Here is a 23,657-nt window from a genome sequence, read left to right as displayed (position 1 = left end):
GTCGCCTACCGCTGCGGGACGAGTTCGCCGTCGCGGATGACGCCGATGGTGGTCCTGGTGATGCCGACGCCCGTCCGGTCGTAGCGGAAGTCGCCGAGGAGTCCTTGGTACCGGGTGCCCCGGATGGCGTCCGCGAGTTCCTCCCCGGTCGCGCCCTTGCTGGTCTTCAGGGCTGTCAGCAGGATGTTCGCCCCGTCGTAGGCCTTGGCTCCGTGCAGTTCGGCCTCCTTGCCGTAGGCGGCCTCGTACGCGGCGGCGAACTTCTTCGACGCCTCGCTGACGTCGTTGCTGAGGTAGGGCGAGCTGACGACGGTGCCCTCGACTGCGGCCTGGCCCGCGGTGTCGATGAAGACGGGGGTGCCCTGGGGTGCCGCGCCCGCGAAGGGCGCGGTGATGCCCAGGTCACGGGCCTGCTTGACGATCAGTCCCGCCTCGACCTCCTCCGAGCCGATGAAGATCACCTCGGGCTTCGTGGAGCGGATCTTCGTGAGTGCCGCGCTGAACTCCTTCTGGTCGGCGGTGACCACCTGGTCGGTCGTCGGGGTCACACCGAGCCCCTTCAGCGCCTTGCGGAACGCGTCGTGCTCGCCCTTCCCGAAGGAGCCGTTGTTCGTGATCATGGCGATCTTGCGGTGGCCCTCGTCCTTCACCAGGTGCCGGGCGAGCGTCGAGTCGTAGGTGGTGCTGGTCGGCCCGTTCAGGAAGAGGTACGGGCTCTTCAGCGCGACCAGGCCGTCGGACTGGCCGGAGGTGATGTTGGGGATCTTCGCCTGCCGGAGCACCGGTCCCATGGCGATGGTCACCGCGCTCTCGGCCGTGCCGATCATGGCGACGTACTTCTCGCCGGCCAGCCTGCGGGCGATGTTGGTGCCGGTGGTCGGGTCGCCCTGGTCGTCGAAGAGCTTCAGCTGGATCCTGCGGCCGTCGACGCCGCCCTTCTCGTTCCACTCGTCGACGGCGAGCCTGGCGCCCTTGTACTCCCAGTCGCCGAGCGAACTGAGCTGCCCGCTCTGCGCGTTGACGACGGCGACCTTGATGGGTCCGGAGGACGCCTTGGTGTCGTCGGACTCCTCACCGGGCGCGCCGCACGCGGCGAGGGCGGCGGCCAGCGCGGCGGCGGCGCAGACGACGGCTCGGGGACTGCTGCGTGGTCGTGGAGTGCTGCTGCGGGTCATGAGGTCACCTCGTTGTGAGCGGACGGGAAGGCGTGCGGCGGTCAGTCGGCGAAGGACCCGCGGTAGATGTCCTTGATGTTCCAGTGGCCCGGCGTCGGCACGGGTTCGTTGACCATCGGTACGTCGATGACGGCGGGCCTGCGCCGGGCGACCGCGTCGGCGAGGGCCTTGGCGAGGTCGGCGGGGGCGGTGACCTGGTAGCCGTCGGCGCCGCACGACCGGCCCAGGGCCGCGAAGTCGGGGCTGTAGGGCCGCCCTTCGGGGTCGGTGAACTCGCAGCCGTAGGACCGGCCGAACGAGGAGGTCTGGAGGTCGGCGATGGTGCCGTGGGCCCGGTTGTTCATCACCACGAAGACGACGGGCAGGCCCTGCTCGACGGCCATCGGTACGGCGGGCAGCTGCGCGCTCATCCCGCCGTCGCCCACCAGCGCGACCACCACGCGCTCCGGCCGCGCCAGTTGGACGCCGACCGCGGCGGCCGGTCCGAAGCCCATGGTCGAGGCGCCGCCGGGGGTGATGAAGCGGCCGCCGTCGGGGAGTTCGTAGCACTGGGCGACACCGTTCTTGTTCCAGCCGACGTCGGTGACGAGCACCGCGTCGTGGGGCAGCGCGTCGCGCAGGTCGGCGAGGATCCGCTGGGGCCGCAGGGGGAAGATGTCGCTGCGGCCGTCCTCCCGGGCGGTGTCGAAGACGGCACGGCGGGCGGTGGCGACGGTCGCGCGCAGCCCCTCCCGCACGATCGGCTCGGGCCTGGCGGACCGTACGGCGGCGCCGATGGCCCGTACCGCGTCCCCGGCATCCGCGACGGCGCCGATCTCGACGGGATAGTTGCGCCCGATCTCGGCCGGGTCGATGTCGATCTGGACGAGCCTGCTGGGCGGGCCCTGCCGGTCACCGAAGGTCCAGGTGTACGCCGGGTCCCACGAGCTGGCGTCGGTCTCCGCGAACCGGGTGGCCAGCGCGAGGACCACGTCGGCGCCCTTGGTGTGGGCGTGGGTGGTCTCCAGGCCCCAGAAGCCGGGCATGCCGAGCAGCAGCGGATGGCTGTCGGGCAGGACGCCCTTGCCCATCAGGGAGTGCGCGAGCGGGATGTCGAGGTGTTCGGCGAGGTCCGACAGGGCCTGGCGGGCGCCCTGGGTACGCAGTCCGCCGCCGAAGTAGATCAGCGGGCGCTCGGCGTCCAGCAGCATCTGCGCGATGCGCTCGGCGGTGTCCCGGTCGAGCCCTGGCAGGCTGTTGCCGCCGGGCAGCGGGTACGTGTCGGCGTACTCCTCGACCTGTCGGCTGAACAGGTCCATCGGGATGTTCACGAGCACGGCTCCGGGCCGCCCGGAGGTGGCGGTCCAGAACGCCCGCTCGGTCGTACGGGCCAGATCCTGGACGCGGTGCACGTGCCAGGCGCGCTTGGTGACGGGCCGGTAGACGGCCGTCTGGTCGGCATCCGCGTGGAGGTTGACCTCCTGGTGCGGGTGGCGGCCGGCGTAGTAGGAGGGGATGTCGCCGGAGAGGACGACGAGCGGGATCGAGTCGAGGGCGGCGGTGGCCACGCCGGTGACCGCGTTCATCATGCCGGGGCCGACATGGGTGAGCAGGACGCCCGGCTTGCCGGAGGCCCGTGCGTAGCCGTCGGCGGCGTGCGCGGCGGCCTGTTCGTGGCGGGCGATCACGAACTCGATCGAGCTGGGTCCGAGCGCGTCCAGCAGGGCGATGTTGGTGTGGCCGCAGGTGCCGAAGACGTACTCGACTCCGTACGACTCCAGTTGGCCGGCCAGGGCCTCGGCGGCGGTCACGGTCATGCGTCGGTCTCCCCGTCGGTGGTGGTCGTGTCGCCCCAGACGGACAGGCCGCGGAGCACGAGGGTCTTGACGACCGTGTAGTCGTCGATCATCGAGCGGGGTGTCTCGCGGCCGAAGCCGGAGTCCTTGACCCCGCCGAAGGGGACATGGTCGAGGCGGAAGTTGGAGCTGCCGCCGACGATCAGCGCGCCGGTCTCCAGCTCGCGCCAGGCGGTGACGACACGGCCCAGGTCCCGGGTGAACAGCCCGGCCTGCAGGCCGTAGGGGCTGGTGTTGCAGGTGTCGACGACCGCGTCGAAGTCGTCGTACGCGATCACCGCGACCAGCGCTCCGAAGACCTCGTGGACCACGACCGGGGAGTCGGGCGCGGGGTCCGCCACCACGGTGGGCGCGACGGTGGCGCCGTCCCGGGTGCCGCCCCGCAGCGCGCGGGCACCGGAGGCGACGGCCTCGGCCGTCCAGCGCACCACGCGTTCGGCGGCCTCCTCGTCGACCATCGAGCCCACGTCGGTGGCGGGGTCGAGCGGGTCGCCGACCTTCAGCGTGTCCACGGCGGCGGTGAAGGCGGCGAGGAAGCCGTCGTAGCGGGAGCGGTGGACGTACACGCGCTGGACGGAGACGCAGCTCTGGCCGGAGTTGCTGTATCCGGTGCGGGCGCACTCCTTCGCGGCCTGCCCGATGTCGGCGTCCTCGCAGACGATCGTGGCGGCGTTGCCGCCCAGTTCGAGGACCAGCCGCTTGGCCCCGGCCGCTCGGGCGACGGCCCGGCCGGTCGCCGCGCTGCCGGTGAAGCTGACGACGGCCGGCTCGCCGGCCGCGCACAGCAGTGCGCCCACCTCGGCGCCGCCGTGCAGCAACTGCACCGCCTGCGGGGGCATTCCGGCCGCCAGGAGCAGCGCAACGATCGCGGCGGTGCAGGCGGGTGCCTGCGGCGGGGCCTTGACGAGCGTGGTGTTGCCCGCGGCGAAGGACGCGCCGAGCTTGTGCGCGAGGAGGTTGGCGGGGGCGTTGAAGGGGGTGATGGCGAGGGCGACCCCGGCCGGTGCCCGGTAGGTGAAGGCGGTGTTGCCGACGCCGCGCGCCCAGCCCGCCACGGGCAGGGTCTCGCCGCCGATGTGGCGCGCCTCCGAGGCGCACACCGCGAAGGTGTCGGCGACGCGGTCGATCTCACCGAGTCCGTCCTTGACCGGTTTGCCCAGTTCCAGGGCGAGGAGGCGGGCCAGCCCCTCGCGGTGGACGAGGGCGGCGCGGGATGCCCGGTCCAGGACGTCCGCGCGGAACGCGGGGGCGAGCCCGGCCACCGTGCGGGCCGAGGACCGGGCCCAGCCGAGGGCCCGGGAGATCTCCTCCCCGGACGCGGTGGACGTCCGGCTGACGACTCGGCGCAGATACGGGCCCGTCCGGGTCACCTCGGGCCCGTCACCACCCCACTGGCCGGCCACGTAGGGCGGCGCCTGTGCCACCGCCGCGTCCAGGCCGGCCTTGAGAAGGGCATCGAGCATGAGATCTCCCAGGAAACCGCTGAGTGGTACCGGTGGACTGCTCTGTGGGTCGGCGTGTAACGTACGGGCGCCGACTCGCGGTGGCAAGAGGGCCGTTCGAGGAAGTTTCGGAGCAGAGGGGGAAGGCACGTGAGCGGGACCGACCAGGAGCGGACGGCCGAGGCGACCGGGGTACGCAGTGTGCGCAGGGCTCTGGACATCCTGGGGCTGCTGACCGAGGATCAGCCGACGCTCACGCTGCGGGAGATCGTCGACGCCACCGGGCTGGCCAAGACCACGGTGGTCCGCATGGTGCAGACCCTCGAACAGTGCGGCCTGCTCTGGGACACCCCGGCCGGGTACACCGCGGGCCCCGGCCTGTGGCGCTGGGCGCACCTCGCGCACACCAGCTGGGAACTGCCGCGCGAGACCCGCAAGTTGATGCGCGAGCTGGCCGAGGAGCAGCAGGAGACGGCCAACCTGTTCATGCTGCGGGGCCTGTCCCGGGTCTGTGTGGCCCAGCAGGAGAGCCCGCAGCCGCTGCGCCACGTCGTCCGGGTCGGCGACGAACTCCCGCTGTGGGCCGGCGCGTCGTCCAAGATCCTGTTGCGTACGGCCCCCGACGCGCTGCTGCGCCGGATCGCCGCGGGGTCGCCGCACGGCGAGGGGCATGCCCGGCAGTTGCGGGTGTGGGCGGATCTGGCGGCGGAGCGGGGCTTCGCGGTCAGCCGGGGGGAGCGCGACGAGGGGCTGACGGCCGTCGCGGTACCCGTCGTCGGGCGCGGCGGTGCCGTGGTCGCCTCGCTCTCGCTGAGCGGGCCCAGCCACCGTTTCCCCGAGTCCGCCGTCGAGCGGTTCGCCACCGCGCTGATCGACGCCGCCCGGCGGATGGCGGAGCAGGGCTTCGACCATCCGCTCAGCCCGGCGAGGTGAGCCGCAGCCCGGGAGCCGGCGCGGCCACCGCCGACACCGAACCGCAGGAACCGCAGAAGGAGCCGGTGCATGCCCGAACGACCGCTCTCAGGAATCCGCGTACTCGATCTCACCAATGTGCTCGCAGGACCGTACTGCAGTTACCACCTCATGCTCCTGGGCGCCGAGGTCGTCAAGGTCGAACAGCCGGGCAGGGGCGATCTCGCGCGGGGTCTGGGACCTGATCCGGAGCTGAACCGGGCCGGTATCGGCGCCTCGTTCCTCGCCCAGAACGCCGGCAAGGCGTCATTGGTGCTCGACCTCAAGGACCCCGGTGACCGGGCCGACTTCGAGGCGCTGCTGAGCGGCGCGGACGTCCTCCTGGAGAACTTCCGGGCCGGGGTGCTGGACCGGATGGGGTACGGGACCGAGCGGCTGCGTGAGGTGAATCCGCGGCTGGTCAGCTGTGCGATCACCGGCTTCGGGCAGTCGGGGCCGATGAGCGCGGCGCCCGCCTACGACCAGATCATCCAGGGTCTGTCGGGGATGATGAGCATCACCGGCACCACCGACACGGCCCCGCTCAGGGTGGGTTTCCCGGTCTGCGACTCGCTCGGCGGTCTCGCCGCGGCCCTGGCGATCAGCGCGGCCCTGCTCGGGCGGGAGCGGACCGGGCAGGGGGCCCGGCTGGACCTGTCCATGCTGGAGGTCTCCCTCTCCGCGATGGGCTGGGCCGTCTCCAACTACCTGGTGAGCGGGGTGGATCCGGAGCCGATGGGTGACCAGAACGCGACCGCGGCCCCGTCGGGGACCTTCGAGACCTCCGACGGGGTGCTGAACATCGCGGCCAACCGGCAGGAGCAGTTCGTCACGCTCTGCCGGCTCGCCGGACTGCCCCATCTGCTCGACGACCCGCGGTTCGCCGAACGAGAGGCACGCAAACTGCACCGCGCGGAGCTCAACTCCGAGCTCAACACGGCCCTGCGCCGCAGGACCGCGCTGGAGTGGGAGGCCACACTGTCCGCGGCCGGGGTGCCGGCGGCCCGCGTCCTGACGGTCCCCGAGGCCGTGGAGCTGGAACAGCTGGCGCACCGCGGCTTCTTCACCGACCTGCCCTATCCGGACGGCTCAGGGCGCACCCTGCGGGTGAGCGGCAACGGCGTCCTGGTGGACGGCGAACCCCTCTCCCCCGGGTCCCCGCCTCCGCTGCTCGACCAGCACGGCGAGGAACGGGAGCGCCTGATCGCCCGCTGGCGGGCGCACCGCCGGGCCGCCGAGGCTCGGGCGTCATGACCAGCGGCTCGCCCGACGACCCGCCGGCCCGGCCGCAGGACGCCCCCGGCGCACGCGATGCCGCGGGCCCGACGGCCGGCCAGCAGGACGGGCTGGTCGCGCAGTGGTGGGCCACCGCCGTCAGCCGGGTCGAGCCCGGCGTCATCGAACTGCGTGAACACCCGGTCCAGGACCTGATCGGCCGTGCGACCTTCGTCGAGACGATCTGGCTGATGCTGCGCGGCGAACTCCCCCGGGCCGAGCAGGCCACGCTCCTGGAAGCGGCCCTGGTGGCAGGTGTCGACCACGGTCCGCAGGCGCCCTCGATCGCCGCCGCCCGGATGGCCGCCACCTGCGGGGTGGGGCTCAACAGCGCCGTGGCCACCGGGGTGAACATGCTCGGTGACGTGCACGGCGGGGCGGGCCAGCAGTGTGTGCAGCTGCTGAGCGAGATCACCGAACGGCACGGCCGGGGGCGGGAGTTCGACCTCACCGTGGCCGAGGTCGTCGGCGAGTGGCGGGGCCGCTCACGCTATCTGCCCGGCTTCGGCCACCGCTTCCACCTCCGCGACCCCCGCCGCGACCCCCTGCTCGCCCTCGTCGACCGGGCCGTGGCGGACGGCCTGGTGGCGGGCGCCCATCTGCGGGCGGCCCGCGCGGTGGAGGAGCACCTCAACCGGGGGCGCGAGGGCAGGAGACCCGTGCCCATGAACATCGACGGCGCCACCGCCGTCATCTACGCCGAACTGGGCTTCGCCGCGCCGCTGGCCCGCGGCCTGTTCGTCCTCAGCCGCAGTGTCGGCATCCTGGCGCACGCCTGGGAGGAGACCGGGCAGGGGCGCCGCAACAAGAGCCCCATGCCGCCCTCCATGGTGCCGGTCCACCTGGTGGCACCGACAGCGCGTCCGTAGCGCCGGGTCGACCCTCATGGCTCGAAAATCCCCTGTCCCGTGTCTTGTCATGGACGCACCTCCGTCCCTAACGTGACCTCCCATCACACGAACCCATTGTGCGGATCGAACGAACCATCCAGCGGACCTTGATCGAATCGAGGGAACTGAAGCGATGGAAAGACGCACCTTCCTCCTGACGGCCGCGGCGAGCGGCGCGGCCTCCGTCTCCACCCTGGCGCCCACCGCCGAAGCCGCCGCGAACGGCACTCCGAACGCGTCCTCGGGCCTCGCGCTCCCGGTGCCCCCGCAGTCCGCCGCGCTCGGTTCCACCGGCGCCGACTGGCCCAAGGTGGGCGGCGACTACGGCAACCAGAACCACTCCACGCTGAAGGGCATCACCCCGCGGAACGTCGAGCGGCTCGGCGGGGCCTGGCACGTCAACCTGGAGGACGGCTCCACCAGCGCGTACCAGCAGTGCACGATCGTCGTGCGCGAGGGCGTGCTGTACGTCGAGACCACCCAGCAGAACGTCTTCGCGATCGACGGCAGGACCGGCGAGGTGATCTGGCGGACCGGTCTCGGCACCGAGACCACCAACATGCGCGGCGTCGCCGTGGCGGAGGGGAAGGTCTTCACCATCTCCGGCGCCGACGTCGTCCACGCCCTCGATCGGCGCACGGGCGCGGTCGTCTGGCGGAAGCCGCTGATCGTCGAGGACAACGGCGGCGACGACGGCTGCGACAACGACAGCGGCCAGTGCGGCGGCAACAGCGGCGGGCTGGCGGGCGCGGTCGTGCACTTCGACGGCCTGATCTACATCGGCACCGAGGGCTCGACCGCCGGCGCGCGCGGCCGCGGCTACGCGCTCGACGCGAGGACCGGCGACGTCGTGTGGACCTTCTGGGGCCCGCCGGGTCCCGGGGAGTTCGGGCACGACACCTGGGAGGGCGACTCCTGGAAGACCGGCGGCGCGGTGCCCTGGATCCACCCCGCGGTCGACCCCGAACTCGGCCTGGTCTACTGGACGTTCGGCAATCCGTATCCACGTACGGACGGATCGTCGCGCGGCGGCGACAACCTCTTCGCGAACTCGATCGTCGCCATCGACGCCAGGACCGGCGAACGGCGCTGGCACTTCCAGTCGGTGCACCACGACATCTGGGACGCCGACAACGTCATGGCGCCGGTGCTCGCCGACCTCCTCGTCGACGGCAGGAGGCGCGAGGTCGTCGTCTACGGCTCCAAGACCTGCTGGTACTACGTCCTCGACCGCCGTACCGGTGAGGCCGTCCACGGCATGGAGGAGCGGCCGGTCCCGCAGCACGCCCTGCAGAAGACGTCACCCACCCAGCCCTTCCCCGGCGGCGAGCCGTTCGTGTCCCCGTATCCGGATCCGGCCAAGGCGACCCGGCCCGTGCCGTTCTATCCGGCGGGCGGCCTGTACGAGGTCTTCTGGGACCGGGCCACCGTCCTCTTCCCGGGAGCGGGCGGCGGAGCGGACTGGGGCTTCCCCTCCTTCAGCCCCAGGACGGGATACGTCTACGTCGGCTACGGCCTGGTCAACTCCTCCTACTCCAACACCCGCGGCGGACGCGTCAACACGGCCCGGCCCCTCGGTGAGCTGTTCGGCGGCGGCCTGGTCGCGATGGACCCGCGCACCAACACGGTGGCCTGGCGCAAGGAGGGCCCCTGGTCGCTGGCCCACGGCAACGGCATCCTCACCACGGCCGGCCGGGTCCTCTTCCAGGGCCGCCCGGACGGTGTCCTCGAAGCCATGGACGACACCGACGGGAAGACCCTGTGGACCTGGCAGTGCGGCGCCGGCGTCAACACCGCCCCCGTGAGTTACGAGATCGACGGCGAGCAGTACGTCGCCGTGCTCGCCGGGGGCAACGGGCTCCCCTTCCCCGACATCCCGCGCGGCGACCATCTGTGGGCGTTCAAGCTCGGCGGCACGGTCGGCCAGGCCCCGGCGCCCACCCCGCCGTCGCGCCGCAACCAGATCCGCACGGCCGCCGTGAGCGGCACGACGGCACACGACACCGTCACCCTCGGCCGGGTCTGGAGCACGGCCACGAACGCACCCGGCGCCACCGAGAACACGGTCGCCCAGAACGCCATGGCGCCCCAGCACCTGACGGTCCCGGCCGGCACCGCGGTCACCTTCACCAACCCCGCCGACAACACCCGGGCCCACGGTGCGGTCGCGTTCTTCGACGCGGAGTTCGACACCGGGCTGCTGATGCCGGGGCAGTCGTACACGTACACCTTCGGCGAGCCCGGCGAGTACTTCTACAACGACCCGGTCTTCCCGCAGTCCACCGGCAAGATCGTCGTCCGGTGAGCGCGCCGGCCGCCATGAGATCCAGAGCGCGTACGGCGGTGTCCGTGGTGGCCGCGGCCGGCGCCACGCTCCTCGTCGCCCTGGCCGCCTTCTTCGGCCTCCAGCGCCAAGGGCCCGCGGAGCACGCTTCCACCGGAGCCGGCGCTCAGGAGCTCGGCGCCCCCGACTACGGGGTCTGCCGGGGCGTCAGCGCCAGGTGCTACCACGACTGGGGCAACTTCTCCCCGGCCACCGACGGCTACCGGGTGCTCCTCTACACGCGGACCGCGGGACCCCGCCACGCCCATCTCGGCCCCGCGCTCGGCGCCGGACTCAATCCGGCGCTCGCCGACACCAACGTCGTGCAGAACGCCGTGGTGAGGATGGGCGCGGAGCACGGCTTCACCGTCGACTGGACCGAGGACGTCACCCAGCTCTCCACACCCGCACGGCTCTTCCGGTACAACGCGGTCATCTTCCACTCCACGAGCCGCGACGCTCTCGACGACGCCGCGCAGACCTCCCTGCGCCAGTACATCCGCGGCGGCGGAGGCTTCGCCGGGATCCACAACGCCTTCGGTACCGAGTACAACTGGCCTTGGTACGAGGGCCTGTTGGGCGGCGCCAACTTCTACGACCACGGCCCCGAGCAGCGGGGCGAGGTCGTGGTGCGGAGCCGCCACGACGCCTCCACCTCCGGGCTGCCCGCACGCTGGGCCTTCACCGACGAGTGGTACAACCTCGTCCCGGCGCCTTCGAAGGTCCGCGTCCTGGCCACCGTCGACGAGTCCACGCTCGCCGAGGGTGTCACGGGCGGCCAGGGCCACCCCGGACACGGCAGGAACCATCCGGTCGCGTGGTGCCAGTACTACGACGGCGGACGTGCCTGGCTGACCACCCTCGGCCATGACGCCGGGGCCTTCACGACGGACGGTTCGTTCCCGGGTGCGGAACAGTTCCAGGACATGGTCCTCGGTGGCATCGAGTCCGCGATGGGCAGGTCCCCGTTCTGCCGGGCGGACTGAGCCGGTTCCTCCCCGCACGGCCTCACACCGGGTCGGCCGCCGGACGCCGAGCGAGGAACACGAACTCCCGGCCGGGACGGTCAGGAGCGTCACGCACCTCGTCGACCACATACCCCTGCGCGGTCAGGTCGGCCTCGACCTCCTGCCGTTCGCGGAAGCGCAGGGTCGAGTACGACGTCAGCTCCTGACCGTCCGCGGCGAAGACGTACGTCGACCGGAACGTCACCAGCGGTCCCGTCACGTCGGTCACCTGGAACCAGCTCTCGACCGTGCCGACGCCCGGGATCCGCGTCGCCGTGTACGAATGATCGCGGTCCCACTCCTCCCAGGCACGCCGGGCCGGATCCCGGGTCTCGAACACGAGCAGCCCGCCGGGCCGCAACGCCTCGTAGGCCCCCCGCAGGGTCGACCGCCAGGCCTCCGGGCCGACGACGGCCTGGGCGACGTTCGCCGTCATCGTCGCCAGGTCGACCCGCAGCGGCGGGAGGGCTGTCACGTCACCGTGGATCCAGCGCACCCGTTCGCTGCCCGGTTTGCCCCGCGCGACGCCGAGGGACGCCTCGGCGGGGTCGACCCCGACCACCTCGACACCCCGTTCGGCCAGCAGCAGGGCGAACACTCCTGTCCCGCAGCCGATGTCCAGCACCCGCCGCGCTCCGGACTCGGCCGCGATACGGAGGTAGGCGTCGAGATCACCGCGATCCGGGTCGAGCGGGTCATAGACCGCGGCGAGCCGTGGATGTCCGAAGCACTCGTCGACCATGTGGTCGAAGGTAGCCGCCGACGGGTCCGGGACTCCACCCGATTTCAGCTCTCCCCACTGCTCAGCGGCACCCTCGGCATCATGCGCCTCCCTGGTACGTAATACTCGCCTGATGAAGCGGAGTCTTACGGTCGGGAGCGGCGGGCGAGTCGGGGCCGGATCGATCTCGGTCCGGCGGGCCACCGCGCGGGACGCCAAACGGCTCACCCGGCTCGTGCGCGGCTCACGCGCCTACGAGGGGCAGTACGCGGCCATGGTGGCGGGCTACCGCGTGGGCCCGGACTACATCGAGGCCCATCGTGTCTTCGTGGCCGTCGCCGCGGCCGGGAACGACGCGGCCAGAGGCACCCACGGCGTCAACGGCAGCGGCGGGGGCGACGGCCAGGTACTGGGGTTCTATTCACTCGTCCTCGCTCCACCGGAACTCGACCTGATGTTCGTCGCCGATCAGGCCCAGGGACGCGGGGTCGGGCGGCTGCTCGTGGCACACATGACGTCCGAGGCCCGTGCCGCCGGGGTCGACCGCGTCCGGGTGGTGTCGCATCCGCCCGCCGAGGGCTTCTACCGCAGCGTGGGCGCGGTGCACACCGGGACGGCGTCGGCGACGCCACCGGCGGTGGTGTGGGACCGACCGGAACTGGAGTTCCGCATCTCTCCGTACGTCTCCCCGGAGACCTCCTCGAACATCACCGCCGTCACTGCCACGACCGCCGACAGCGGCGGCGGGGACGCCCGGAGTAGTCTCCCTACTTGCCGGTAGCTTCTGCGCACAGGGAGAGAGTGCCCATGCCCCGCACGTTCACCGTCGCTCGCGACATCCTGGTCGAGGCGGCACCGTCAACGGTGTACGCCGAGCTCAGCCGGCCCGCGCAGATGGGCCGGTGGAGCCCCGAGAACCTGGGCGCGAGCGTGCCCGGCGGGGACGAGCCGGCCCACGTCGGCATGGTCTTCGAGGGGCACAACAAGCGGGGCGGCTTCCGCTGGACCACCCGCTGCACGGTCACCGCGGCGGATCCCGGCAGCCGCTTCGCCTTCCGTGTGCACGCGATCGGGCTCAAGCAGCCGCGCCTGAAGGCACCGATCGCGACGTGGGAGTACCGGTTCGAGGCGGAGGGCGACGGCACGCGGGTAACGGAGACCTGGACCGACGACCGGCGCTCCTGGCCCACACTCGTGGCCAACGCCTTCGACCGCATGGCCACGGGCGGCAAGACGTTCGCCGCCTTCCAGGTCGGCAACATCGACAGGACCCTGCGCAACCTGAAGCGGGAACTCGAGGCACCGGTACGCCCCTGAGGCGCTCAGGGAGTCAGTTCCGTTCGTGCCCCGGTCCGGGACGCGGTGGTGGCACCGAGGTCCTGGCGGATGTACCACTCGGTGGAGAGCAGCCGTGCCCGGTCGGCCGCCGAGAGCCCGGCGATCAGCCCGGGGAGGGCACCCCGCGCCACCTCGCTGCGGTGAGCCAGCACGGCGGCCACCTTGCGCTCCAGCCAGGGGCCGACGTCGACGGTCGCGGTGATCCACTCGTCCGGCACGCTGTGCATGGTCTTGCCCGCGGGTGCCAGGTGCCCACCCCACACCCGCACGGCCGAGTGCGGATGCGACGCCAGGTACAGGGCGCTCGGCCGCCAGGGCTCACCGGCGTCCGGACAGAACCGTTCGAGCCCGGCCGCCTCGACGGCGAGCAGCGTCACCCGGTGGGTGTGGACATGGTCCGGATGACCGGACAGCCCGCCGTACGCGTCATGGGTGACCACGATCTCCGGGCGGAACTCCCGTAGCCGCGCCACCAGTGCGCCCACCGTCTCGTCGAGCGGCGCATCACGGAACCGTGCGCTGCCCGGCGCCGACCACGGGACCCGGGCGTCGGCGTAGCCGAGCAGACGCGGGGCGCCGGCGCCGAGGATCCGCAGCGCCTGGGCCAGTTCGGCGGCGCGCGAAGTGTCCGCGTCCCAGGTCGCCGTGACGACGGCCACGCGGGCGCCCGCGGCGGCGTGCCGCGCGAGCACGCCGCCGGCCACCAAGGACTCGTCGTCCGGGTGCGCGAAGACCCCGAGCAGACTCGGCACGGTCATGGCGGGCCACCTTCCGGCACGGACGAGTACGGACGAGTACGAGCCGGTGCCGACGGTGCCGACCGGTGCGGAAGCGGCCCACCCTGGCGGGAAGTGTTCCCCCTCCGTTGTCAGTGACCCCCGTTAGCTTGGAGCCGTTCGGGATGTATGCCTGCTCAGCGATCCGAGGGAGACACGTCGTATGTCGAGGAACACGCAGACGATCGAGACCTATCTGGACGGCTTCCGCAAGAACGACCACGCGCAGATCCTGTCCTGTCTCACCGACGACATCGAGTGGACCGTGTTCGGCGCGTTCCACCTCACCGGCAAGCACGCGTACGACAACGCCATCGAGGGCCCCGGCTTCTCCGGACCGCCCCGCCTCGAAGTCGTCCGCATGGTCGAGCAGGGCGACGTCGTCATGGCGGAGCTCACCGGTACCGCGAGCCGCGACACCGGTGAGGTGCTGCGCATGTCCATGGCCGAGGTCTTCGTCATGCGCGACGGCAGGATCGCGGAGCGCCGCGCGTGGGTGATCGAGCTGAAGGAGAACGACCACCGCTGACCCCGGGCGCCGGAATCAGGCGCTGTACTGGTGCGCCGGATAGGTCAGGTATCCGGCGTCACCGCCCTGGTAGTAGGTCGCCTCGTCGACCGGAGCGATGGGGACGCCCGTGCGCAGCCGCTCCACCAGGTCGGGGTTGGCGACGAAGGCGCGGCCGAAGCTGATGAGGTCCGCCCCCAGGTCGAGCCAGTGGTCGGCGTCGGACCGGCCGGTCTGCTTCGGCCCCATGGGCAGGACCGGGTTCATGATGAGCGTGCCCGGCCAGGCGCGGCGAAGAGCCACCAGCACCTCTTCCTCCGCGGTCGCCTCGACGTGCACGTACGCCAACTCCAGCCGCGCCAGCTCACCGAGCAGGGCGGTGTAGAGCTCCGTGACCTCTTCCTCCCGCACACCCCAGAAGGTGCCGCCCGGGGAGAGCCGAATGCCCGTGCGCTCCGCGCCGACCGCCTCCACGGTCGCGGACACCGCCTCGACGGCGAACCTGATCCGGTGGGCCACCGAGCCTCCGTACAGGTCCGTCCGCAGGTTGGCGTTGGACGAGAGGAACTGCGAGATCAGGTATCCGTTGGCGCCGTGCAGTTCCACTCCGTCGAATCCCGCGTCCACGGCGCGGCGGGCCGCGTCGCCGTAGGAGCGGGCGTGCTCCGGTACCTCCGCGGTCTCCAGCGCGCGCGGCACGGGGGCGGGCTGGGGACCGGTCGGCGTGAACACCTCGCCGACGGCGGGCACGGCCGACGGCCCGACGGGCTGCGTGCCCGTGGTGTCGGGATGCGATACGCGTCCACCGTGCATGAGCTGGGCGAAGACGCGTCCGCCGTTGGTGTGCACGGCGTCCGTCACCTGCCGCCACGAGTCCTGCTGCTCCGCCGTGTGCAGGCCGGGCGTGCCCGGGTTGGACTGCCCGATCAGGCTCGGCTGGACGCCCTCCGTCACGATCAGCCCGGCGGTCGCGCGCTGGGCGTAGTAGGTCGCCATCGACGGCGTGGCCAGGCCACCGGCGGCGGCCCGCACCCGGGTCATGGGGGCCATCACCACTCGGTTGGGCAGCGTCAGGGAACCGAGCTCATAACGCTGGAACAGGCTCGTCACTTCAGGACTCCTTCATGATCCGCGGCCCGGGTCCCGGGCACTGCGGTTACGCTAAAACCTGACACTGACGTCAGAGGCAAGTCCTGTGACGCGGGTAACAGACGCGAGCAACAGTGGGGAGAGCGGTATGCGCATCGGAGATCTCGCCGAACGGACCGGCGTCAGCGTCCGGTCGCTGCGTTACTACGAGCAGCAGGGGCTGCTCGTCAGCACCCGCAGCACCAGTGGACAGCGGCACTACGTCGAGGAGGCGGTCGATCGCGTCCGGCTCGTCCGGCGTCTCTACGCGGCCGGCCTGTCCAGCCGGACCATCCTCGAACTGCTCCCCTGCGTCGACTCCCCCAGCGCGGAGAACTCGGACGCCGCCCTCGAACGCATGGGTCAGGAACACCAGCGGCTCACCGAGCACATCGTGGAACTGACCCGGACCCGCGACGCCCTCGAGCGCGTGATGGCCACGAACCGGGCAGACCGGGCGCAGCGAGCACAGCGGGAGGCGGCCGCGGTGACCGTCTGACACCCCGCCCGGCCCGCCGGCCCGCCGCGCCTCCCGACGGCGCGCCGGGCCCCGCAGCGGCGCGGGGCCTCGCCCCGCCACCTGGGTTCGGTCACTTGGACTCGATCCGGCCCAACGGGTGGCCGCCGTCGGACAGGGACTTCCGTGCCAGCGCCCAGTCGGTGTCGTCGATGCCGAGCGCATGGCGGAGGTAGGCCCATGTGACCCGCTGGACCAGCGCCACGCGCTCGGGGTTCTCGTCCGTCGTCTCCTGGACCTCGTAGCCGGCGATCCCGCCGAGCGAGTGCTCCGCCCCGAACAGGGTGAGCAGGCTCTTGTCACCCGGGCTCAGGAAGTACGGGTCGGCGAGCCACTCCGGCCCCCTGACGGACAGCGGGGAGTCGTCCCGGTCCCCGGCGACCACCAGGGCCGGCGTGGTCATGTGGTCGAAGCTCGGGTTCATGAACGGGAAGTGCTCGGCCGCGAAGGGGGTCAGGTCGGCCCCGCCCTTGCCCGCCGTGGCGAGCAGCACGCCCGCCTTGATCCGCTCGTCGGACAGGTCCTCTTCCCCCTGGCTCACCGGATCCAGCACCCGCAGGCCCAGCAGGTTGCCCGCCGTCTGCCCGCCGAAGGAATGTCCGGCCGCGGCGACACGGGTCCGGTCGACGCGGCCGCCGAGACCGGGAACGGCGGCCTCCAGCAGGTCGAGGTGGTCGAGGACGCGTTTCATGTCCTCGACCCGGAAACGCCACAGCCGCGGCGTACGGGGGTCGCCCTGGGGCAGTCCGACCGTCCTGGAGTCGAGGTGGGTGGGCTGAATCACCACGAAGCCGTGGGAGGCCCAGAAGTCGGCCAGCGGGCCGTAGCCGTCCAGCGACGAGCCGTAGCCGTGCGAGAGGACGACGACCGGCAGTCCGGCGCCGGCCGCCGGTGCGGAGATCCTCACCTGGAGGTCCGTACCGCGGCCCGGGGCCGCCAGCGTCACCGGCTTCACCGAGACGACGGGGGTGGGCGGGGTGAGCGTGAGCGCGGGGGTGGTCATGACACGTTCTTCCTTCCGGGTGACACGAGGGACGGCACGGCGCGGTTCGCGGCTTGGTCACCGACGGTCCGGTCTGCCATCATGGAGAAACGGGACGACGTCCCGCATCCATGGACCGAACATACGGGACAGTGTCCCGTTTAGTAAACCCGGGAGCGATGAGGACGGTGACGACGAGCGAGAGCGGTCAGGGCACGGCACGCACACCCCGGCCCAAGAGGGCGGACGCCCGGCGCAACGAGGAGGTCCTGCTCGACTCGGCCGCCGCGGTCTTCGTCGCTTCGGGCGTGGAGGCGCCCATCCGTGACATCGCGGCCAGGGCCGGGGTCGGAACGGCCACGATCTACCGCCACTTCCCGACCCGGGCGGATCTCATCGTCGCCGTCTACCGGCACCAGGTGGAGGCTCTCGCCGAGACCGGCCCTTCCCTCCTGGCGACCAGTGGGACTCCGTACGCCGCGCTGGCGCGGTGGATCGACCTCTTCGTCGACTTCGTGGTCACCAAGCAGGGACTCGCCTCCGTGCTGCAGTCCGACGACCCCTGCTTCGACCCGCTGCACTCCTACTTTCTGGAACGGCTCGTGCCCGTGTGCGCCGAGTTGCTCGACGCCTCGGCCGACGCGGGTGAGATCCGCTCCGGCATGGACCCGTACGTACTCATGCGGGGCGTCGGCGGCCTGTGCGCGGGCGCCGGCAACAACCCCCGCTACGACGCCCGTCAGCTGGTGGAGATCCTCGTCGCGGGACTGCGTGACTCGCGCCGTCGAAGCCCGGGGACGCCTGGGTCCCGGTAGCCGCGATGGGCGCGGACGCCGCGTTGTCAGTGCTCTCACCTAGAGTTCCCGTCACTTGATCAGTGAAGTGCGGGGAGGCACATATGGGGTGGGTCACGGCCGGCGACTACGAGGTCGGCCTCGACGGCGGAAAGGTGGTGTGCCGCAACGGCGCCGGGCGGCGGTTGAAGTCCGTACCGCCCAAACTCGCCGACGATCCCGCGGTGGTGGGACTGCGTCAGCTCGCCGAGTGGCTGGAGCGGCACGAGCGCCAGTGTCTCACCGACGTCGAGAAGTGGATGGTGCGCTCGCTTCCGGTGCCGTTTCCCGTCATCGCCCGGGTGTGGCCCGATCCCGCCTGGCAGAGCGTGCTGCGCGATCTCGTGGTCAGCGGTCCTGACGGAGAGGTGGCCGGCTTCCTCCGGGACGCCGACCTCGACCGCGGGCTCGGCCTGGTCGACCTCGACGGTGACAGCGTGCGCATCTCCCCCGAGCTCGTCCGTCTTCCGCACCCCGTCCTGCTCGACGACCTCGATGAGCTGCGGGAGTTCGCCGTCGAACTCGGCGTCGAGCAGCGGGCCCAGCAGCTCTTCCGCGAAGTGTGGCAGCGCCCCGCGGACCTCGACACCGAGGCCACCGCCGTGGAGGAGTACGCGGGCGGCGCGTTCAAGCAACTGCGCTTCCTCCAGGGCCGGACCACCCAGCTCGGCTACCGCGTCCGGGGCGGCAACGCCGTCTGTTCCGTGCGGGAGAACGCCGGCGGCATCGAGGCCCGGGTCTGGATCGGCGACTACGACAGCTTCGAGGAGACCGAGACCGGCTCCCTGATGTGGACCGACGGCGCCGGCCGGATACTGACGCTCGGCCAGGTGGGACCCGTCGCCTGGTCGGAAGGCATGCGCATGGCAGCCGCCCTGTTCGCCGGGCGTGACATCGAGAACGAGGAGCAGGCGGCATGACCACGTACGCGCACACCACCACGGCCGCGCTGCTCGACGCCGGCGCCGTCCTGCCCGTGGGCACCCCCACCGGCGAGGACGCCGACACCCTCACCGTACGGACCTACACGCATCCCGCGCTGGACGGCCGCCGCACCGTCCGGCTCGTGCCGGGCACGCTCGGCGAGGCCGAGGACCTGGCGCTGGAGTTCCTCGGTCTGACCCGGGAACCGCAGACCCCCGAGGTCGGGCAGGTGCACCGGGAGACCCTCGGTTTCCCCGCCTGGGCGCTGGTCAACGACCCGGCGAACGGACACCACGCACTGGCGCTGGTCAAGGACGTCGAACGGCTCGCCCGTCAGGCCAAGTCCCGTCCCGGCACCGCCAAGGAGGGCTTCGAGGAGCTCGGCGAACGGCTCGGCCGGGCCGTACCGCACTTCCTGCCCACCTTCTACGAGCAGGCCGCCCGGGTCTTCCTGGAGCACGAGAACACGACGTACGCCGCCACCTTCTTCGGCAAGGCCCGCGAGGCCGAGCGGGTGCACGCGCTCAGTGTCGACGAGGAGCGGCAGCGGGCCGTGTTCCTGGAGTTCGCCTTCGCCGGGGCGCTGACGGTCAAGGCGCTCAAGGAGTACGTGAAGGACCTGGCCCACCGGCTCGACCCTGCCACGGCCTGGGCGCAGTTCCGGCAGCTGTGCGTGGAGCGGTGCGCGGCCGGCATGCCTCCGTACGCGTCGCTGCCGCAGGACGCCCGCGGGCTGGTCAAGGCCGCCGGTCTCGACCGGGTCACCGAGGAATGCGCCTTCGTGGCCGATCTGATCGCCTCGCCCGCCGCGGTGCGGGCGCCCGCCTCCTTCTGGACCACCTACCGGGCCACCCTCGTCGTCCTCACCGAACGGCAACCGGCTGTTCGGGCCCGCCTGTTGGAGATCATGCCGACCGGCCTGGGCCGCGACGTCGAGAACGAGGAGTTCTGGCTGACCCTGCTCGCGGAGACCGGCGCCGATCGTCTCCTCACCGGCGAGGACCGCGTGGACGGCGAGCACGGCGTCGACGCGGCGGACTGGCTCAGCCGGTGGGCCGCCCACCGCAAGCACGGAGCCACCGTCTGCGGACGCTCCCCCCTCACCCTCGGACTCGTCGAGCGGATGGCGCCGCGGCTGCGGTCCGACGGCCGGGCGGTGGACCTCTTCACGGGCCGCTGGTACGCCGGTGCCGATCTCGACCTGCTGGACCTGTGCGTGGCGCGGGGCGTTCCGCTCACGGTGCCGGCCAGGGACCACCGGGTGCATCTGGCCCTCGACTCCTGGCTCCGTGATCGGCAGACCGGTGCTCGCGACCTCGCCGCCACCGCCGCGGACACGCGGCTGCGGCCCCTGCTGCACCGGGCCATCGGGGCGCTGGGCGAGGACCGGTCGCTCTCCTCCGGCGTGCTGGAGAGCCTCGCCGCCCATCCCGTACTGAACGACGTGCTGCGCGAGTGGCTCGACGACGCGGCCGCGGGGTACGGCACGTCGACGGGGCTGCCCGGCGCGCAGGACGCCCTCCGCCGCCTGCGCCCCTTCCGCCCGGTCGCCACGCGGGTCAGCCCCCGGGCCGTCGACCGCGTCGCCGAGCACGCGATCGCGCCGCTGCTCGGCCGTACCCTGCGGGCCGGCATCCCGGACGAGCTGGGCTGGCCCGCCCTCGACGAGGCACTGCGGATCCTGGACGGCGAGACCGGCCGCAACCACGACAACCAGCTGCGCCTGACGGAGGCCTGGCCCGCGCTGGTCCTCTTCCGCGGCCACAAGGCCGTCGTCGTCGGCCCGGACGGGATACTCCTCGACCACGACCTGCGTCTGCCCATCGAGCTGGACCGCTGGTCGCATCCGAGTTTCCGCTACACCGACGGCGAACTGCTCGTGATGTGGCGGCAGGACGGCAAGCAGTTCGGCTACTGGTCCGCCCGGCCGGCCGACGTGTTCACCCTCGGCGGCGAGCAGCTGCCCCACTGGTACAGCAACGACGCCGGCGCCCCTTCCATCCCCCTGCCCGGCGGCGGCCGTGCCACCGGCGGACGCACCCTGCACGCGGGGGACACCGTCCTGCCGGCCGACCGCCCCGTCATGGGTGACGGCACGACGTGCTGGCGTCAGGGCAGGCAGGGCAGGGAGCAGGTCTGGCTGGAGTACGACCCGGCCACCGGAACGCACGGGCGTGCCTCGCTGCCCGCCTTCCTGCGGTCGGGCATCCGCGAGGGCGCCGCACTCCAGCAGCAGCACTGCGAGGTCCTGCCGCTGCAACCCGGCCTGGAGAACAGCCCGTTCGGCACCGACGGCACGGTCCTGGGCCGCTGGGTCCGCTCGGAGGGCACCGGCTCCGAGGCACGGACGACCACCGGTACGCCGGACGGCCGGACCGTCACGCTGCGGCCGGACGCCCGCGGTCCGGACCGTCGCCGGCCGGCCGGAATTCCGCTCGGCGCGCTGCGCCTGCCGGCGGGCGCCGAGCCCGTGGCGACGTACCACCACCAGCAGGTCGCGTTCTTCGCCGCCGAGGACACCTCCGCCACCGGCGAACTCGGCCGGGTGACGACCGGTCAGGGCGGCGGGGAGTTCGCGGCCGGCACCCGGCTCGTGCCGCCGCTCGCCTTCTGGCACGCGCTGCGCCCCCGCGACGAGCGGGCGTCCGCCGTGCTGCGCGCGCTGACCGACGAGACGGCGGCCGACGTCCTGGCCGCGGCCGCCCGTGCGCTGTCCGAGCGCACGGCCCAGGTCCTCCGGGCCGACAAGGACGCCGGTGCCTCCGGCGAGGGCAAGCGTGTCGTCCCGAGCGCCGAACACTTCGTGCGCGATGCCGTGTCCACGGCTCTGCCCGGCCTCACCGACGAGCGGATACTCACCGGCGTCGCCTCGCTGGTCCACGCGGCGCTCCGCCTCGTCGGATCCGCCGCCACGTTCGTGGAACCGCCGGTCGAGCGGCCCAAGGCCGACCGACGGCGCAGCGAGGGCATGTTCCCCGACTACAGCCCCGTGCACGGGGACGACCGGACCATTCGCGCGGCCACCGACGGCATCGCCTCGTTGCGGGGAGGATGGGGCGGCGGCGCCCAGTGGAACGTGCTGCGCCAGATCCGGGCCGTGAACCACGTCCTGTCCGGGCGGCCCGCGGACGGCAGGCCGCTGCCCGACCTCGCACGGGCGGGCGCTCTCACCGACGGATGGCACAGCGAGGAGTACACGATCCCGTACATGGGCGGCGTGTGGCCTGCCCTGCTGACCGTGCTGCGGCCGCTGGCCTACCGGGCCGCCGCGCCCGCGGTGACCGACGCCGAGCGGGAAGCGCTGCTCCTGCTCCTCGAAGCGGTGGCCGAGGGGACGCTGGCCGCACCGGGCCACGGGCTGCGCGAGATCCTGCTGAGCGAGCCGTCCACCCATCATCAGCGGGGCGGTCAGGTGCTCCGGAGGGAGGGCCGGACCGTGGTCGTCCTCGGCTCTCAGCGTGTCCACCGCCCGGACGACCGGGTCACCTGGCTCGCCCTCGACCACGACCCGTCCGGCGCGTTCGGGGCCGTGGCCCACTTCACGCTGGAGAAGGAGACCCCGGTGCCGTCGGTGTTCGCCGAGGACGGCCTCTCCGCCGTGACCCGGCTGATCCGGGACAAGGGCGCCGCCCCCTGGCTTTCCGAGGCGCCCGCCGCGTTCGCCGCCGCGACCCGCGAGGGCCTGGGCCCCGTCCAGGCCACGCTGTTGCTCGCCGGACGTCCGCAGCATCCCGGGGCCGACACACTCGCCACGATCGGGCTCAAGCCCCGGCAGGCGGACCTTGGCCAGGGCAGGCTGTCCTCGCTCGGGCAGCAGGACCGGACCGAGCTGCTGAGCGCCCTGCTGCCCGAGGACCCCGCGGACCTGTGGACGACCGGGCCGGACACGGCTGCCGCGGGCCGGGTGTGGGCCGAGCGGCTCGGCTCCGTCGTCCGCCTGCCCGAGGACCTCGCGGCCGACCTCGCCGGCCTGCCCACGGGTTCCGCCGAGGCCGTGCTGAACCCGGGGACCACCCCCTGGATCAGCCGCACCACGACGTATCGGCCGGGCAGGGACGGCACCCACTCCCCGGCGGACCCCTCGGCGGTGCCCGGCCGGCACGACCTGGCCCAGGCCGTCGACAGCCTGGCCTCACTCGCGTACGCGCTGCCGTACGGGCACCCGCTGCGCGCGCTCCTGCCCGAGAGCCTGGCCGCCGTGCGCCGCCGCCTCACGGACCCCGGCCTGCTGCTCGACCTCGATGTCATGTGGACGGAGAAGAGCGGCCTGACAGCGGTCGAACTGCGCAAGGCGTACGGGCTTCCCGACACCGGAGGCACCGACGCGCACGGGCTGACACCCGTCGGGGAGGCCCTCGTGCTGCGGCCCGGGAACTTGCGCGAGACGGTCCTGCTGCGCCCCACCGCCCTGTCCGGTCCGGACGACCCGGTCCTCGGACTCCTGGCCGGACTCGTGGGCCCGGCGCGCGACAGCGGCCTCCGGGCGCTGAGCGCGATCCTCGGCGACGACCTCGCCCACACGCTGACCGCCGGCATCGACCCCCAGGGACCGACCGGGTACGCCCAGGACCCGACCGTCGGTGCTCCCGCGCTGGTCACCGAGGTGGCCGCGGCGCACGGTCTGGGCGAGGACGCGGCGGCGCTCTACCTCCAGTTGCTCGCCCTGCCCGATCCGACGGACCGCGACTGCGCCCGCTGGACCGGCTGGAAGCCCGCCCGGCTGAAGAAGGCCCGCGCCGAACTGGCCGCCACCGACCTGGTCGTGGAGGCCAAGCGGCCGCGTGCCGGACGCACGCTCTTCCTGCCCTGCGGATGGCGCGCCCTCGCCTCGCCCGCCCTGCCGGTGGAGACCTGGAAGGAGGGCCTCTACCCGGTGCGCGAGCACGCGCGTGCCGTGCCCCTTCTCCCGGTGCCCGAGCTGTTCGCCCGCGCCTGGCGCCGTGTCCAGGACGGCGACGCGCCCGCCTACGAGAAGCTCACGACCCGCGCCACCCGGAAGGGCCGCGGCCGATGACCACCACCCGAACCCGGC

18 protein-coding genes and 1 pseudogene are annotated in these 23,657 nt (G+C 72.5%); 12 read left to right on the top strand and 7 right to left on the bottom strand.

Annotated features, from left to right (window positions below; translation table 11 throughout):
- Window positions 1–5: 5 nt before the first annotated feature.
- The 3 genes from ACLVWQ_RS36470 to ACLVWQ_RS36460 are packed head-to-tail and all read right to left on the bottom strand — an operon-like array spanning window position 6 to window position 4,473.
- Window positions 6–1,175 (bottom strand): ABC transporter substrate-binding protein, encoded by a 1,170-nt coding sequence (locus ACLVWQ_RS36470; RefSeq protein ID WP_414113562.1) that lies wholly within the window; start codon window positions 1,173–1,175, stop codon window positions 6–8.
- Window positions 1,176–1,216: 41 nt separating this feature from the next.
- Window positions 1,217–2,971: a thiamine pyrophosphate-binding protein gene (locus ACLVWQ_RS36465; protein WP_414113561.1), complete on the bottom strand. Its 1,755-nt coding sequence runs from the start codon at window positions 2,969–2,971 to the stop codon at window positions 1,217–1,219.
- Window positions 2,968–4,473 carry an aldehyde dehydrogenase family protein gene (locus ACLVWQ_RS36460; protein ID WP_414113560.1) on the bottom strand — a complete coding sequence of 502 codons (1,506 nt, stop codon included), beginning with the start codon at window positions 4,471–4,473 and terminating at the stop codon, window positions 2,968–2,970. Before ACLVWQ_RS36460 ends, ACLVWQ_RS36465 begins: the two co-directional genes overlap by 4 nt.
- Window positions 4,474–4,602: 129 nt before the next feature.
- Here ACLVWQ_RS36460 and ACLVWQ_RS36455 point away from each other — a divergent pair, with 129 nt between their 5' ends.
- The 5 genes from ACLVWQ_RS36455 (at window position 4,603) to ACLVWQ_RS36435 (ending at window position 10,877) form a co-directional block, all read left to right on the top strand.
- Entirely contained in the window at window positions 4,603–5,385 is a 783-nt protein-coding gene (locus ACLVWQ_RS36455) for an IclR family transcriptional regulator (RefSeq protein ID WP_414113559.1), read from the top strand.
- Between the two features lie 69 nt (window positions 5,386–5,454).
- Complete coding sequence (locus ACLVWQ_RS36450; protein WP_414113558.1) at window positions 5,455–6,657, top strand: CaiB/BaiF CoA transferase family protein; 1,203 nt, start codon at window positions 5,455–5,457, stop codon at window positions 6,655–6,657.
- A complete protein-coding gene (locus ACLVWQ_RS36445) occupies window positions 6,654–7,547 on the top strand; it encodes a citryl-CoA lyase (RefSeq protein WP_414113557.1) in 894 nt (297 codons plus the stop codon). The genes ACLVWQ_RS36450 and ACLVWQ_RS36445 overlap by 4 nt, the downstream gene beginning before the upstream one ends.
- A gap of 154 nt (window positions 7,548–7,701) precedes the next feature.
- On the top strand, window positions 7,702–9,873 hold the full coding sequence (locus ACLVWQ_RS36440; RefSeq protein WP_414113556.1) for a PQQ-binding-like beta-propeller repeat protein: 2,172 nt from the start codon (window positions 7,702–7,704) through the stop codon (window positions 9,871–9,873).
- Window positions 9,874–9,887: 14 nt separating this feature from the next.
- Entirely contained in the window at window positions 9,888–10,877 is a 990-nt protein-coding gene (locus ACLVWQ_RS36435) for a ThuA domain-containing protein (protein WP_414113555.1), read from the top strand.
- Between the two features lie 22 nt (window positions 10,878–10,899).
- On the opposite strand, the gene ACLVWQ_RS36430 is transcribed toward ACLVWQ_RS36435, so the two are convergent.
- On the bottom strand, window positions 10,900–11,640 hold the full coding sequence (locus ACLVWQ_RS36430) for a class I SAM-dependent methyltransferase (RefSeq protein WP_414113554.1): 741 nt from the start codon (window positions 11,638–11,640) through the stop codon (window positions 10,900–10,902).
- A gap of 112 nt (window positions 11,641–11,752) precedes the next feature.
- Here ACLVWQ_RS36430 and ACLVWQ_RS36425 point away from each other — a divergent pair.
- Together ACLVWQ_RS36425 and ACLVWQ_RS36420 are read left to right on the top strand one after the other, a co-directional pair.
- Window positions 11,753–12,292 (top strand): annotated as a pseudogene (locus ACLVWQ_RS36425) (GNAT family N-acetyltransferase); the annotation flags it as partial.
- Between the two features lie 134 nt (window positions 12,293–12,426).
- Window positions 12,427–12,936 carry an SRPBCC family protein gene (locus ACLVWQ_RS36420; RefSeq protein ID WP_414113553.1) on the top strand — a complete coding sequence of 170 codons (510 nt, stop codon included), beginning with the start codon at window positions 12,427–12,429 and terminating at the stop codon, window positions 12,934–12,936.
- Window positions 12,937–12,941: 5 nt separating this feature from the next.
- On the opposite strand, the gene ACLVWQ_RS36415 is transcribed toward ACLVWQ_RS36420, so the two are convergent.
- On the bottom strand, window positions 12,942–13,715 hold the full coding sequence (locus ACLVWQ_RS36415) for a PIG-L deacetylase family protein (protein ID WP_414113552.1): 774 nt from the start codon (window positions 13,713–13,715) through the stop codon (window positions 12,942–12,944).
- Between the two features lie 181 nt (window positions 13,716–13,896).
- Between ACLVWQ_RS36415 and ACLVWQ_RS36410 the strand changes: the two genes are divergently transcribed.
- Entirely contained in the window at window positions 13,897–14,262 is a 366-nt protein-coding gene (locus ACLVWQ_RS36410; RefSeq protein ID WP_414113551.1) for a nuclear transport factor 2 family protein, read from the top strand.
- 15 nt (window positions 14,263–14,277) lie between these two features.
- Here ACLVWQ_RS36410 and ACLVWQ_RS36405 read toward each other — a convergent pair whose 3' ends face one another.
- Window positions 14,278–15,351 (bottom strand): alkene reductase, encoded by a 1,074-nt coding sequence (locus tag ACLVWQ_RS36405; RefSeq protein WP_414113550.1) that lies wholly within the window; start codon window positions 15,349–15,351, stop codon window positions 14,278–14,280.
- Between the two features lie 127 nt (window positions 15,352–15,478).
- Between ACLVWQ_RS36405 and ACLVWQ_RS36400 the strand changes: the two genes are divergently transcribed.
- A complete protein-coding gene (locus ACLVWQ_RS36400; RefSeq protein ID WP_414113549.1) occupies window positions 15,479–15,868 on the top strand; it encodes a MerR family transcriptional regulator in 390 nt (129 codons plus the stop codon).
- A gap of 91 nt (window positions 15,869–15,959) precedes the next feature.
- Here ACLVWQ_RS36400 and ACLVWQ_RS36395 read toward each other — a convergent pair whose 3' ends face one another.
- Window positions 15,960–16,889: an alpha/beta hydrolase family protein gene (locus ACLVWQ_RS36395; protein ID WP_414113548.1), complete on the bottom strand. Its 930-nt coding sequence runs from the start codon at window positions 16,887–16,889 to the stop codon at window positions 15,960–15,962.
- 158 nt (window positions 16,890–17,047) lie between these two features.
- Here ACLVWQ_RS36395 and ACLVWQ_RS36390 point away from each other — a divergent pair, with 158 nt between their 5' ends.
- The 3 genes from ACLVWQ_RS36390 (at window position 17,048) to ACLVWQ_RS36380 (ending at window position 23,639) form a co-directional block, all read left to right on the top strand.
- Complete coding sequence (locus tag ACLVWQ_RS36390; protein ID WP_414113547.1) at window positions 17,048–17,683, top strand: TetR/AcrR family transcriptional regulator; 636 nt, start codon at window positions 17,048–17,050, stop codon at window positions 17,681–17,683.
- A gap of 83 nt (window positions 17,684–17,766) precedes the next feature.
- Entirely contained in the window at window positions 17,767–18,621 is an 855-nt protein-coding gene (locus ACLVWQ_RS36385) for a DUF4132 domain-containing protein (RefSeq protein WP_414113546.1), read from the top strand.
- A complete protein-coding gene (locus tag ACLVWQ_RS36380) occupies window positions 18,618–23,639 on the top strand; it encodes a hypothetical protein (protein ID WP_414113545.1) in 5,022 nt (1,673 codons plus the stop codon). The genes ACLVWQ_RS36385 and ACLVWQ_RS36380 overlap by 4 nt, the downstream gene beginning before the upstream one ends.
- Window positions 23,640–23,657 lie beyond the last annotated feature (18 nt).

It is taken from the genome of Streptomyces sp. CWNU-52B, assembly GCF_047444975.1.
Classification (GTDB): Bacteria; Actinomycetota; Actinomycetes; order Streptomycetales; family Streptomycetaceae; genus Streptomyces.
Note: the sequence above shows the minus strand (reverse complement) of the source record. Positions and strands in the feature narration are given on the sequence as shown.